At 29.7% G+C, this 13,693-nt stretch carries 14 protein-coding genes; 4 read left to right on the top strand and 10 right to left on the bottom strand.

What is annotated here, in order from left to right:
• Positions 1–34: 34 nt before the first annotated feature.
• The 5 genes from CRV02_RS05000 to CRV02_RS04980 all read right to left on the bottom strand — a co-directional run bounded on the left by CRV02_RS05000 (position 35) and on the right by CRV02_RS04980 (position 5,380).
• The gene (locus tag CRV02_RS05000) at positions 35–2,380 is read right to left on the bottom strand and encodes a TonB-dependent siderophore receptor (RefSeq protein ID WP_129089419.1); all 2,346 of its coding nucleotides are present in this window, start codon (positions 2,378–2,380) and stop codon (positions 35–37) included.
• Positions 2,381–2,467: 87 nt separating this feature from the next.
• Complete coding sequence (locus tag CRV02_RS04995; RefSeq protein ID WP_129089418.1) at positions 2,468–3,433, bottom strand: FecR family protein; 966 nt, start codon at positions 3,431–3,433, stop codon at positions 2,468–2,470.
• On the bottom strand, positions 3,433–3,906 hold the full coding sequence (locus tag CRV02_RS04990) for an RNA polymerase sigma factor (RefSeq protein WP_129085697.1): 474 nt from the start codon (positions 3,904–3,906) through the stop codon (positions 3,433–3,435). The genes CRV02_RS04995 and CRV02_RS04990 overlap by 1 nt, the downstream gene beginning before the upstream one ends.
• A gap of 21 nt (positions 3,907–3,927) precedes the next feature.
• Positions 3,928–4,692 carry a DUF4198 domain-containing protein gene (locus CRV02_RS04985; protein ID WP_164968962.1) on the bottom strand — a complete coding sequence of 255 codons (765 nt, stop codon included), beginning with the start codon at positions 4,690–4,692 and terminating at the stop codon, positions 3,928–3,930.
• Between the two features lie 88 nt (positions 4,693–4,780).
• Positions 4,781–5,380, bottom strand: coding sequence for a cyclopropane-fatty-acyl-phospholipid synthase family protein (locus tag CRV02_RS04980; protein ID WP_129089416.1), 600 nt, complete (start codon positions 5,378–5,380; stop codon positions 4,781–4,783).
• A 217-nt stretch (positions 5,381–5,597) separates the two neighbouring features.
• Between CRV02_RS04980 and CRV02_RS04975 the strand changes: the two genes are divergently transcribed.
• Genes CRV02_RS04975 through hisIE form a run of 4 tightly spaced genes read left to right on the top strand, consistent with a single transcriptional unit; the run spans position 5,598 to position 8,714 of the window.
• Positions 5,598–6,518, top strand: a complete 921-nt coding sequence (locus tag CRV02_RS04975) for a branched-chain amino acid transaminase (protein ID WP_129085694.1) — start codon at positions 5,598–5,600, stop codon at positions 6,516–6,518.
• Between the two features lie 18 nt (positions 6,519–6,536).
• Positions 6,537–7,625 carry an SPFH domain-containing protein gene (locus CRV02_RS04970; RefSeq protein ID WP_129089415.1) on the top strand — a complete coding sequence of 363 codons (1,089 nt, stop codon included), beginning with the start codon at positions 6,537–6,539 and terminating at the stop codon, positions 7,623–7,625.
• 41 nt (positions 7,626–7,666) lie between these two features.
• Complete coding sequence (locus CRV02_RS04965) at positions 7,667–8,011, top strand: hypothetical protein (protein WP_129085692.1); 345 nt, start codon at positions 7,667–7,669, stop codon at positions 8,009–8,011.
• Between the two features lie 22 nt (positions 8,012–8,033).
• Positions 8,034–8,714 (top strand): bifunctional phosphoribosyl-AMP cyclohydrolase/phosphoribosyl-ATP diphosphatase HisIE, encoded by a 681-nt coding sequence (gene hisIE / locus CRV02_RS04960; protein WP_129089414.1) that lies wholly within the window; start codon positions 8,034–8,036, stop codon positions 8,712–8,714.
• Between the two features lie 184 nt (positions 8,715–8,898).
• Here hisIE and CRV02_RS04955 read toward each other — a convergent pair whose 3' ends face one another.
• The 5 genes from CRV02_RS04955 to thiC all read right to left on the bottom strand — a co-directional run bounded on the left by CRV02_RS04955 (position 8,899) and on the right by thiC (position 13,591).
• Positions 8,899–9,330 (bottom strand): MauE/DoxX family redox-associated membrane protein, encoded by a 432-nt coding sequence (locus CRV02_RS04955; RefSeq protein WP_129089413.1) that lies wholly within the window; start codon positions 9,328–9,330, stop codon positions 8,899–8,901.
• A gap of 59 nt (positions 9,331–9,389) precedes the next feature.
• Complete coding sequence (locus CRV02_RS04950) at positions 9,390–10,238, bottom strand: helix-turn-helix domain-containing protein (RefSeq protein WP_129089412.1); 849 nt, start codon at positions 10,236–10,238, stop codon at positions 9,390–9,392.
• Positions 10,238–10,780: an NAD(P)H-dependent oxidoreductase gene (locus tag CRV02_RS04945; protein ID WP_129089411.1), complete on the bottom strand. Its 543-nt coding sequence runs from the start codon at positions 10,778–10,780 to the stop codon at positions 10,238–10,240. Before CRV02_RS04945 ends, CRV02_RS04950 begins: the two co-directional genes overlap by 1 nt.
• Before the next feature lie 95 nt (positions 10,781–10,875).
• Positions 10,876–12,060 (bottom strand): Mrp/NBP35 family ATP-binding protein, encoded by a 1,185-nt coding sequence (locus CRV02_RS04940; RefSeq protein ID WP_129089410.1) that lies wholly within the window; start codon positions 12,058–12,060, stop codon positions 10,876–10,878.
• Positions 12,061–12,235: 175 nt separating this feature from the next.
• Positions 12,236–13,591, bottom strand: a complete 1,356-nt coding sequence (gene thiC / locus CRV02_RS04935) for a phosphomethylpyrimidine synthase ThiC (RefSeq protein ID WP_129089409.1) — start codon at positions 13,589–13,591, stop codon at positions 12,236–12,238.
• Positions 13,592–13,693: the final 102 nt, after the last annotated feature.

Below are 13,693 nucleotides of genomic sequence, written 5' to 3'. Positions count from 1 at the left end.
TAAAAAAGTAGAGCAACGCCCTACTTTCTTAGTTTTAGAATTTGTAATTTAGACTTAAACTAAATACTCTTGGCTCTCCTGATGATATATGTCCCCATTGAGAAGCACCTTCATAATAAGCTTTATTTGTCACATTATCCACATCAAACATAACAGTTAAATCATTCCCATTATATTTAGTTTCATACTTTAATCCCATATCCCATCTTGTCCAAGAAGGAAGTTTTACAGTTGAACCATCTCTTACATATTGTTCATCACTATAAATTAAATAGTTTCCAAAAGATAAGCCTTTTACAAAAGGAACATCAACATCAAGTCCTATATTTGCTAAAAGCTCTGGAGCACCACCTACCTCATCATTTGCATAAGTTTGTTCAGTCTCTTTAATTTTTGTTTTCATATATGTTAATGCAGAAGAGAATCTAACTGTCTCAGTTAATTTTCCAAAAGCAGAAATCTCAATACCTCTATGTTGCAACTTCATAGTTGAAGCATAAGTATTATCAGCTCCTGATTCACCTTTTTTTCTTTCCATATCAAATAAAGCTAAAGAGTAATCAATATTATTGTAGTTGTATTTTGCACCTACTTCTATTTGAGTTGTCTTATATGGCTTTAAAGATTCACCTTCATTAGTACTTCCAGTAGGAGCATTTTGTCCAGCACTTAAGCCTTGTGAATAGTTTGCATATAAACTTAAATCATCAAGAGGTTTATAAACAAGTCCAACAAAAGGAGAAAGCCTTGAATCATCATAATGGCTTGTTTTATCACCAAAAGTATTATAATTTATAGATTCTACATTTTGATATCTTCCTCCAAAAGTAAATCTAATATCTTCTGCTTCATTTGAAATAGTATCTGAGATAGCAAAAGACTCTAAAATAGTATCTGTTCTTTTTTCATCGGGTAAAGTTAAATCAACTTTTGAAATCTTTGTAGGATTATAAATATTACTATCATAGTTTGTTGAATCTGTATTTACTCTAGTTTTAACTTTTCCTTCATATGAAGATGCATCAAAATTGATTCTATGATTTAAACTTCCTGTTTTAAATGATGTGTTTGCTTTTATTCCATATGTAAACCTTGAAACATCAAATGTCCCTTTACTAAACTTTGTTTTTACATCACCATTTGAGTTTTGAAGGACTGCTCCTTTTTGAAATAATCTATCCACATCAGATTGACCACCACCTAAATAAAAACCAACTTGAGTATCTTCGTTAAAAAAGTAATCAAACTTATATAAAGCTAGATTTTCATCCGCCTTTGAGTATTCCCAATCTTGGGCTAAGTTAAAATCATTATCAGGTGCACTTGCTAAATCTACTCCATCAGCTATATACAATCTTCTAAAAGGAGCATCAATATTTTCAAAAGTTGAAATATAATCTAAACTTGTAATAAAGTTATCAGATATATAGTCAAGACTTAAAGAGCCACTAAATGCTTCACTCTCTAAATTATCAATTACAGAGTCACCATTATCATAAGCTAAATTTAGCCTTGCACCAAACTGTTTATCTTCTCCAAATCTTCTTGAGATATCAGTTGCAATTCCTGGTCTTGAATCATTTGTATATCTTAACTCAATCTCATTTGAGTCTTTATATGCTCTTTTAGGAACTAAGTTTATAGCTCCACCTGTATTTCCTTTTGGAGACATTCCAAAAAGAATTGTACTTGGTCCTTTTACAACAGATACTGCATCAAAAAGATCAGTGGGCACTTTGTAGTTTGGAGCTACACCATATATACCATCAAAAGCATATTCCCCTTGATTCCAATCTCCTAAAGGAACGCCTCTTAGATAAAATGATTCAGCATTATCTCCATATGCTCCTGAGCTTCGTACAGAAGAGTCTTGTGTAATCAAATCACTTAATTGTCTAGCTTGATTATTTTTAATACTATCTTTAGTAAAAGTAACCACTGACATTGGAACATCTTTTATATTTGACTCACCAAATAATCCTAGATTTGCATCACTTGAGAAATTTTTATTAGCCATTTTAGTTTGTAGGCTTTCAGTTACATTTACTTCACCTAGATTATCAGACTCTTTTGAAGAGGTATTACTCTTTTTTTCTTTGATAATAATTGTATTTTTATTTAGAACTGCTTCTAAACCTGTTCCTGCTAAAAGTTCTTCTAATGCTTTTTCTAACTCTTTTACATCTTTAATATCATTTACTTTTCGTGACTCTAAAAGCTTATCTTTTGAAATATATGACAACTTAGATTTTTTTGATATAATCTCTAATGCCTCTTTTAAAGTTTTATCTTTTATGGTGTACGACTCTTGGGCAAAAAGATTTACACTTAAAAGTAAAGCTAAACTTGGGGCAACTAACGAATTTTTCAGTAGCTTCATTTCTTTCCTTCTTTTGTTTATGATTTTGAGAACTATTATCTCTAATACATTAAACGAATAAGATTTGAAAAACGGACAGAATATTTTTTATTTTTTTGATATTTTTAAAACTTCTTCTTTTTCTTCTATTTTAAGAGAATATAAAAGCTTTATAGAATCAAGGAAATCATCAAAATGTTTTGTGGAAAACTTTCCTGAGATTTTTAATTGTGAGATTTCATAAGAGTCAAACTCTACTTTTTTATTAACATATCTTTGGAAAAAAGATGTAGCATCTTTCAAACTATTATTTTCTAAATATATAAAATCATTTTTCCAACTAGCTATTTGAGTTAAATCTGCCCTACTAAAATCTAGAATATTTCCTTTGTTATCTAAAGAAAAACTTTCCTCTTTTTTTAATTGAATTAAGTCTTTTTTCTTTTTTAAATCAGAGATATGACTTACTTTAACTACTCCACTAAGAACCTTTACAGTTACTTTTTCATCTAAATTTATAACCTCAAACTTTGTTCCTAAAACCTCAATCTCTGCATTTCTCATTTTAATAATAAATGGTCTAGTTTTATCCTTTGATACAAAAAACAAAGCCTTACCTTCTTGAAATTCAACAACTCTTTTATCTTTATAGTATTCAACTTTTAGTTTAGATTTTACGTCTAAATCTATTAAAGAGTTGTCCTCTAATGCAATATTTAATATCTTTTCATTTTTACTAATAAACTCTTTAGAAAAGAGTACTCTATTATTCTCTTGCAAAAAGAAAAATGATAAAAATACTAAGGCTACTATAGATGCAACAAGATATTTACTTTTTTGAAATATATTTATTTTTTCATGCTTTTCATTAAACTCACTACAAAGCTCATCTATAAACTTATCATCCAAACTTTTACAGTCAAAAAGAAGCTTTTTATTTTCATCATATGATTTTTTGTGGGTTTTATTTTTTAACCAAACTTCTAAATCATTTTTTTCTTTTTTATTTAAGCCTTCTTTCTCTTTTATTATCCAAGCTATTGCTTTTTTATCTATCTCTTCTAATAAATCCATTAATACTCTTTCTTCATTTGTTCTTTTATCTTCAATGTTGCTCTTGTTATGTTTTTTTCTACAGCATTTACACTTATTCCCATAATTTCAGAAATCTCTTTTCGTGTAAGCCCTTTATAAACGTGTAAAACAAAAGCTTGTTTATTTCTCTTTGAAAGAGTACTAATACATTTTTTTAATTTTTGTTCTCTTTTTTCATCACTTAAGATTTCTTCTGGACACTCTTTTTTAGGAATTGAATATTGTTCTTCTTCGAAACTTGTATAGGATATTTTTTTATTTTTTCTAGCCTTATCTATCACAAGACTATAAGCTATTTTATATAGATATGCTTTTTGAATAGTAGTCTTTTCAGCTTTTTTATCTATTTCCAAAGCTTTAGCATAGGTTTCTTGAGTAAGATCCCTTGCTAAATCTTTATCTTTTGTAAGTCTTAGTAAATAGTAAGAGATCTCTTTATAATACTCTAACATCCAAACTCTTTAAACTAAAACTTACTCTTTTATATCAAAAGTTAATGTGGCAACATTTATCTCTTTATCGCATTTTGTATTATCTTTTAACTCTTTTTCTACTTCTACTTTTACTAACCACTTACCTGCTTTAAGTGGCAATATTTCCGTAACTCCTCTTAAGTCAGTTCTTCCATAATAAGCATATTTGCCTTTTAAATATCCTTCTAAAGTTGCTTTAACTACTGATACTTTTAAAGGTCTATTTTTAAATAAAACTTTTACCTTAAAAGGTTCTCCTACTTTGTAATCTTTTGGATTAGATAAAGGTATTATCTCCAGCTTATGTCCAATAGGTTTTGTAACAATATCACTATGTTTATTCCCTATAGAAAATATATTCTTAGCTTCTAAGTGTGCCTTTTCACAATATGTTGCTTTTGTAGAAATCTCATCTTTTGCTTTACCTTTAAACCACTTGAAGTTTTCATCTTTTGTCCAGTAAGTTGGTTTATAAACCCCTGATAAAATATATGAGCCATTTTCAAGTTTTTGATTTAATTCATAATTATAGTTAGGACTAGAACTTCTTTTTAATTCAAGGGTCTTTTTCTCACTTGTTATTTTTAAAGCTTCAAAAATATCTACTCTATCCTCTGCTATTTTTTCTAGCTTTGGAAAGTCGTGTCCATATCCAATGTTAAAAGAAGGTGTTATATTGTTTTGTGAGTCTACCCAAAACTCATGGGCACTTAAACTTGTAACTGCAAGAAAAATAAACCCTATTAGAACTTTTTTAATATTCATAACTATTTCCTTATTGATAATAATTTTCATAATTGTAGTTATTAAATATTAAATTTTTTATTAAAGCTAAAGGGTTTATTATAAATTTTTAATTATCAGAAAGTAAAACTCTTATAACACTAGCTTCACCTTGATGACCTTTTCCCTCATCTAAAATAGTGATTTGCTCTTTTATATCTGCATCTGAAAAAGCATAATGGTTTTTAAAATCTTCTACTTTGTATAAAAGCTTTTCATCTTTTGGTCCACCACTTGAAAAGTTTAACTGATTTACAGAGAAAAACTCTCCTACAAATACACCTTCTGAAGCTAATGACTCATCAATATTTTCAAACAGTTTTGTTCTATCTTCTTCATACATATGTAAATAAGAAGCAACTATTGCATCATATTTTTCTTCAGCTTCCCAGTCATTTAAGTCTAGACAAATAGTCTTAATATTTAAGCCCTCTTCTTTTGCTCTTTGCTCTAATTTTGAAAGACCAATATCAGAAGCATCAATTGCAGTTACATTAAAACCTCTTTTGGCTAAGAAAATTGCATTTCTTCCTTCCCCTTCACCTAAACATAAAACCTTTCCAGCTCTTTTAAAAAGTTTTACTTTACTTGCTATAAAACTATTTGGTTTTAGTCCATAAAGATATCCATCTCTTGAAAATTTGCTATTCCAAAACTCTTGTTGAGACATATAACATTACCTTTAATTTTTTATTTGGATAATATCAAATTAAAAAGAAAATATTCTTAAAAAGACTCCATGTTAAATTCACATTAGTTTAATATAATTATTAGTTGTAGAGGTAAAAACAATCATTCACTTTAATTTAAAGCAAGCTTGGATAAACTATCAGACAAAAATCAAAAAGTAAATTGAAAACAATTACTTTATTTATAGGGATGGATAAATGACAGAAGCAAAATACATCTGGATGGATGGGAAATTTGTTGATTGGCATGACGCAAAAGTTCATGTATTAAGTCACACATTGCATTATGGGAATGGTGCAATTGAAGGTACTAAAGCTTATAAAACACATGATGGAAGATGTGCTATCTTTAAACTAGAAGAGCACACTAAAAGATTAATTAACTCTTCTAAAATGACTCTTATTGATGTTCCTTTTTCAGCAGATGAGTTAAATGATGCTCAAGTTGAACTATTACAAAAAAATGAATTATTTGAGGGAGCATACATTAGACCACTAGTTTATCTAGGTTACGGTGTTATGGGTCTGTATCATAAAGATGCACCTGTAAATGTTTCTGTTTCTGCATGGGAATGGGGAGCATACTTAGGAGAAGAAGGTCTTAAAAAAGGTGTTAGAGTTAAAATCGCATCTATGACTAGAAACTCAAATACTTCTGGTATGGGAAAAGCAAAAGCTGTTGCTAACTACTTAAACTCTCAAATGGCAAAATTTGAAGCAGTTGAAGCTGGTTATGACGAAGCTTTATTAAGAGATGACCAAGGTTATATTGCTGAAGCATCTGGTGCTTGTTTCTTTATCGTAAGAGATGGTGTTATTATTACTCCTCCAAACGATAACTCATTAGAGTCTATTACTCAAGCTACAGTTATTGATTTAGCTGAAGACTTAGGGTATACAGTTGTAAGAAGAAGACTTACAAGAGAAGAAGTTTATATCGCAGATGAAGCTTTCTTTACAGGAACTGCTGTTGAAGTAACTCCTATTAGAGAAATTGATTGTAGAATTATTGGAGCTGGTGAAAGAGGTCCAATTACTGAAGCCTTACAGACTGCTTACTTTGATGCTGTTCAAGGTAAGAATGAAAAGTATGAAAAGTATTTAACTTATATTAACTAAAACAAAAAAGGGTAATTTATGCCAATAGATAACGACTATTTTAAAAATAGACAACAACAAAATAAGGGTAACAACTCTAATAATGGTGGAGGTGGTAACTACCAACCTCCTTTTGAGCCACCTGAGTTTTTTAAAAACTTTGGTAAAAAAGCTGGTCTAATTTACGCAGTTATTATCATCTTAGCTGCACTATTTATTTTTAAACCATTTGTAATTATTGAATCTGGTCAAGTAGGTATCAAAGTTACAACAGGTAAATATGAAGATAGACCATTAAATCCTGGTTTCCACTTATATATTCCAGTATTCCAAAAGGTTATTGTAGTTGATACAAAAGTAAGACTTATTAACTATGCATCTGTTGAAACAAGTGGTAGTGCAGGTTTTGATCAAAGTATCAAATTAAACCCAGCAATTAATATTCTTGATGCAAGAGGTTTACCAGTTTCAATTGAGTTAACTACTCAATATAGACTTACAGCAGCAGGAGCACCAGTTACTATTGCAACTTGGGGACCAGCATGGGAAGATAAAATCGTTAACCCAGTTGTAAGAAACATCGTAAGAAACGTTGTTGGTGGATTTAATGCAGAAGAGTTACCAACAAAGAGAAATGAGATTGCAACTTTAATTGAAAATGGAATTAGAACTCAAATTGAGTCTTTAGAAGGAACTCCTGTAACAGTTGAGTCTGTTCAATTAAGAGAAATCGTTCTTCCTCCAAAAATCAAAGAGCAAATTGAGAGAGTTCAAATTGCTAACCAAGAAGCTGAAAGAGTTAGATACGAAGTTCAAAGAGCAAAACAAGAAGCTGAGAAAAAAGCTGCACTTGCAAAGGGTGAGGCTGACAGAAACAGAATTGAAGCACAAGGTAGAGCAGATGCTGTTACTATTGAAGCAAAAGCACAAGCGGCTGCTAATAAAGCTATTGCAAACTCACTTACACCTAAGTTACTTCAAATGCAACAAATTCAAGTTCAAGGTAAATTTAACGAAGCTCTTAGAGAAAACAAAGATGCTAAGATTTTCTTAACACCTGGTGGTTCAACTCCAAATATCTGGGTTGACACTAAAGATAAGTCAAGAGATAGCGCAATTAATAAATAAAAGGAAATAAGAAGTATTTTTACTTCTTATTTTGAACAAACATGAAATATATATTATTATTAGGTTTACTTTTTCTAGCTTTAAAAGCTGAAAATAATGTAGACTACTCAAATATAGAAATAAAAAAAGAACTTAATACAGAACTTCCAAAAGAGAATAACTACTATCAAAACAACTCAAATGTATATGAAGAAGTTAAAAATAAAATAGATAATGCTCCAAAAGTAAAAAAAGGAATCATTACTTATAAGAATAATTCAAAACCTACTAATGAACCTATTGATCCTTCAAAAGAAGAAGATATCAATATAAAAAGTAATTTTGATATAAATAATGAAACAAAATCTATAGATAAAATAGAAGTTGAGCTTGGTAAAAAGTTTTAATATTTAGTGATAAAAAGGGAAAATGAGTATGGTAGATAAAATAGATTGGCAAAAGATGGATGGATTAATTCCTGTTATTACACAAGATGCAAAAACAAATGAAGTACTAATGCTTGCATATATGAATGAAGAAGCATTAAAACTAACACTTGAAACAAAACAAGCTCATTACTTTAGTAGAAGTAAACAAAGACTATGGAAAAAGGGTGAAAGCTCTGGACATACACAAGAAGTTGTTTCTACAATGGTTGATTGTGATAATGATACTATTTTATTAAAAGTAAACCAAAATGGTGTTGCTTGCCATACAGGAAGAAAATCATGTTTCTTTACTGATTTAGAAAATGATGAAATTAAACTTGATGTAGAAGTAAATACTACAAATGCCTATGGTGTAATTGATACTTTATACCATGTAATTGAATCAAGAAAAAATGATGACCCTTCAAAATCATACACTGCAAAACTTTTACAAGGTAAAGAGAACTCTATGCTTAAAAAGATTGTAGAAGAAGCAGGTGAATTTACATTTGCTGTTAAGGATAATGATGAAGAAGAGATTATCTATGAAGCAGCTGATTTACTATATCATAGTTTAGTTGCCCTTTCAAGTAAAGGAATCAATCCAGATAGAGTAAAACAAGAGCTTTCTAGAAGATTTGGATTATCTGGAATTGAAGAAAAAAACTCAAGAGAATCATAAGCCTAAGCTAAAAGCTAGGCTTTCTTCTCTTTCTTTCTAATAAAGTGTTTTACCACAAAACTAGCTCCCATAAAAGCTAATAATCCAACTACAACAAATATAAAAATCTCAGTTAAAAACATTTCTTAGCTCCTTTTGTCTTTATTTATAGTTTATAATAATTTTTGAGTAAATTAAAAATTTCTTATGCTAATTTATTCTTTTCTTTGTAATAAACTAAAAAAAGTAACAATGCTAAAGCACTTGCACTAAAAACAGAATAATCAAATGCTACTTTTATACTTGAAGTAAAACTCATAGCCAATGCAAACAATAAAAGCATAATAAAGCTAATAAAAGAGCTTTCCTTTAAATATATACCAAAGATAAGAAAAAGAGCTAAAATGATTTCTAAAGCTGTTACAACATATGCAAGAGAAGGAATCAAAGAGTCAAATAAAAATGGATTTAAATAAGCTACATATTCAATAAAAGATTGAAAATCTCCCCAAGCAATTCCCTCTTCTCCTGCACTTCCCCAAAAACCAAACCTATCTGCAACTGCTGATAAAAAACTAAAAGCTAAAAATAGTCTTGCATAGAGTAAAATAAGTTTTTCATTTAGTAATAAATTCATAAATATCCTTTTTTATGAATTCTAATAAAAAGCGTATATTTTTAATTGTAAAAAAACGACTAGGCTTTATACTTTTTGTAGTTAAGCTCTTTTGCCATTTGAAGTTTATTTGAGTAGTAGTTTTTTGGTGTTTCACTCATAAAAGATTTAAACTCTTTGATAAAATGTGCTTGGTCAAAAAAACCATTATCATAAGCAGTATTAGTTAAGGTATCTACTTTTAAAGAACTTATTTTATCCCTTGTATTTCGAAGCCTTATTATTCGAATAAAAAGTTTTACAGTTAGTCCTAACTCTTTTTTAAATATTCTCTCAATTTGTCTTACAGAAATATCAAAATACGAACTTAACTCTTCAACTGAAATATCACCTTTTCTTTTATTTATTAAATCAATAATTTCAAAAGTATATTTTGAGTTTTCCTTTTTTGATAAAGCTAATCTTTCTAATAAGAACTCATCACATAATATGACCCTTTGTTCTTCACTACATATTTTTAGCTTCTCAAAAAGTTCCATAAAATTCCAAAAAGAGTCTTTATAATCTATATTTCTATCTTGAAAACTAGAAAGCTCTTCATCAAAAAACCTATATGCTCCTGCTGGATTAAACCTAATACCAAAGGCTTCAATTTTATTGTTAAAATTCATGATTGTTGGAGATTTTGTTTGCCCCATTAAAGTTACTGTTGAACTACATAGCATTTGCTTTTGGCTAACCTCCAAAGAGAATGGATTTGCAAAATTTATTACAAATCCTAAACTCCCGTCAGTTAGTATTTTCAAGCTTCTTTTTTCAGTAAGATTTGCTTCTATTTTCCAATAGTTTAGAATATAAGGTTTTAGTTTTTCACATGGTTCATAAAGTTTAAAACCTATTTCATCTAACTCTTTATTAAAATATGCCACTAGTTTTCTAATACCTTTTCTTTTACTTCTTGAATATAAGATTGAAGTCTTTCTTCTTCAATATCACCATAACCTAAACCATAGATAAATGAAGGTTCTATTTTTTTTGTACCTAACATTTCCATTGTATAAAAATATGAGTTTAAACACTCTTTCACACTCAATCTATCTTCACCATAAAATGATTCCTCTTTTGCTCCCATTGAAACAAGAGTTTGAAACTTTTTACCTTTTAAAGCTAAGGCTTCAAAATCGCCTTTTTCATTTATGATATAAGAATAACCATACTCTAAAACAGAATCAACCCATCTTTTTATTAGTGCTGGTGCACTATACCAATACATTGGAAATTGAAATACAATTTTTGAGATATCTTTTAAGTCTTCTTGCTCTTTTTTAACATCAATATTATAGTCAGGATATAGTTCATTTAAATCTTTATAAAGAACATTTTCTTCACAGCTTAGTTCTTCTTTGATTCTTTTATTTACAAGAGATTTTTCTAAATCATCATGGGCTAGTAGTACAAGTATTTTTTTCATATAAACTCCTTTTTTAAGAAGTATATAAAAAGAGGAAGTTAATTAATTGTATAAAAACGACAAGAAAGAATAAAAAGAGCAAAAGCTCTTTTTATTTAGTGACAACCACAACCTGTTCCACATCCACCAGATGATTGTTGTTGAGTTTGTGTTTGAGAAGCGGCTGCACCACTTGTAGAACAAGCAGATACACCATTTGTAGTTGGTTGAATAGAAGCATTTTCTGCTTTATCTTCATTTTCATCTACAAAGCTAATTAGTTTTTCTGCAGCTATCATATATCTTTTTGCTGATTCAGATTCAGGATTAAAGTAAACTACTGGTTTACCAGCATCTCCACCTTCTCTAATTGCAGGTTCAATTGGAAGTAATCCTAATACTTGAGTATTATATTGGTCTGCTAAATCTTCACAAGTACCTTGTCCAAAGATATCAGATTCTGTATTACATGAAGGACAAATAAATCCACTCATATTTTCAACAATTCCACCAATAGGAATATGAAGTTTTTGGAACATATCTAAAGATCTTCTTGAATCATCAAGGGCAACATGTTGAGGAGTAGTAACATTAATACCACATGTTACAGGTACACTTTGAGCAAGAGTTAATTGTGCATCACCAGTTCCTGGAGGCATATCAATAAATAAAATGTCTAAATCTTCCCAAAGAATATCTCTTAATAGTTGTTGAATAGCCTTCATAATCATAGCCCCTCTCCAAATTAGAGATTGACCTTCTTCCATTAAAGAACCCATTGACATTACAGCAACACCAAAGGCATTAAAAGGTTTAGCTTTATTTCCAACTACCTCAACTTCAAGTCCATTTACACCCATCATTCTAGGAATATTTGGTCCATAAATATCAGCATCTAAGATACCAACTTTTTTACCTTGCATTGCAGCGGCAATTGCTAAGTTTACAGTAGTAGTTGATTTACCAACTCCACCTTTTCCTGAACTTACCATTACAAAGTTTTTGATTTGTGGAGCGATATTACTTCCACTTGTACTATTACTTTGTTGTTTTGGAGCTTCTGGTTTAGAAATTTTTAAATTTACATTTGTAACACCAATTGCACTTAAAACTTTTGAAATATCTTCTTCTAGTTTAGAAGAAACATCTTCTGCACTTGAAGTAATATCTAAAAGTATTGTACAGGCATCATCAGCATCAACTTGAATATCTTTTACGAAACCAAAATCAACAATTGATTTTTGGAAACCTGGATATATAACTTTTGATAACTCTGCTTTTATATCAGCTATATTTGCCATATATTTTCCTTATAAATAGCCCCTATTTTTTAGGAACCTTAATTTTTATTTCTTAAATTTTCACGATATTATATTTCAAATAGGATAATTTTTGTCTTAATTGAAATCATTAATAAAAAAAGGTCAAGTAAAAAAAACTTGACCTTTTTTATATCTCATATTTTATTAAAAAATACTAAGCTGTAGCAGTTGCTTCAATCTTATCACCATGATCTTTTACAATCTTTTGTGTGATTTTATATGAACAAAACTTTGGTCCACACATTGAGCAGAACTCTGCTTCTTTAAATACATCTTGAGGAAGAGTTTCATCGTGATACTCTTTTGCTCTTTCAGGGTCTAAACATAATTCAAACTGTTTATTCCAATCAAAGGCATATCTTGCATCTGACATTTCATCATCAATATCTCTTGCACCTTTTCTTCCTCTTGCAATATCTGCTGAGTGAGCTGCAATCTTATATGCGATAATACCTTCTCTAACATCATTTGCATTTGGTAATCCTAAGTGCTCTTTTGGAGTTACATAACAAAGCATACTAGCTCCATGCCATCCACCAACAGCTGCACCAATTGCAGAAGAGATGTGGTCATAACCAGCAGCAATATCAGTTGTAAGTGGTCCTAAGATATAGAAAGGTGCCTCATGACAATACTCTCTTTCAAGTTTCATATTTCTTTCAATTTGATTTAATGGAACGTGACCTGGTCCTTCAATCATAACTTGAACATCTTTTTCCCAAGCTCTAAGTGTTAATTCACCTAAAATCTTTAATTCAGATAATTGTGCTTCATCTGATGCATCTGCTAGACACCCTGGTCTTAAAGAGTCACCTAAAGATAAAGATACATCATATCTTCTACAAATATCTAAAATATCATCAAATGCATCATAGAATGGATTTTCTTTATGGTAGTGCATCATCCATGCAGCCATTAAAGAACCACCTCTTGAAACGATTCCCATTTTTCTTTTTGCAATATGTGGCATAAACTGTAAAAGGAAACCAGCATGAATTGTAAAGTATGAAACACCTTGTTGTGCTTGTTTTTCTAAAACATCTAACATAACATCAATAGATAAATCTTCAATTTTATCTTTTACATCATGTAAGATTTGATAAATTGGTACTGTACCAATTGGAACTGTTGAGTGCTCAATAACAGCTTTTCTAATTGAATCTAAATCTCCACCTGTACTTAAATCCATAATAGTATCTGCACCATGTTTTAGACATACATCAACTTTCTCAATCTCACCAGCAATATCTGATGCTAATGCAGATGATCCAATATTTGCATTAATCTTACATGAAGAAGCCATACCAATAGCCATTGGCTTTAAATGCTTATGATTAATATTTGCAGGAATAATTAATCTTCCTCTTGCAATCTCATCTCTTACAAGTTCAGGTTCAATTTTTTCTACTTTTGCTACATACTCCATATCTGGAGTAATAATACCTCTTTTGGCATAATACATCTGTGTTCTTACTTCATCATCTTTATGATTGTCTAACCAGTCTCTCATATAAAAATCCTATGTAATAATTTAGGGTGATTATATCAAATTTATATTATAGAAACTTAATTAAAACAACTATTTTAATTTATTAATTATGTAAGGTGTATT

Origin of the sequence: Arcobacter sp. CECT 8989 (assembly GCF_004116715.1) — a bacterium.
Lineage (GTDB): Bacteria > Campylobacterota > Campylobacteria > Campylobacterales > Arcobacteraceae > Halarcobacter.
Note: the sequence above shows the minus strand (reverse complement) of the source record. Positions and strands in the feature narration are given on the sequence as shown.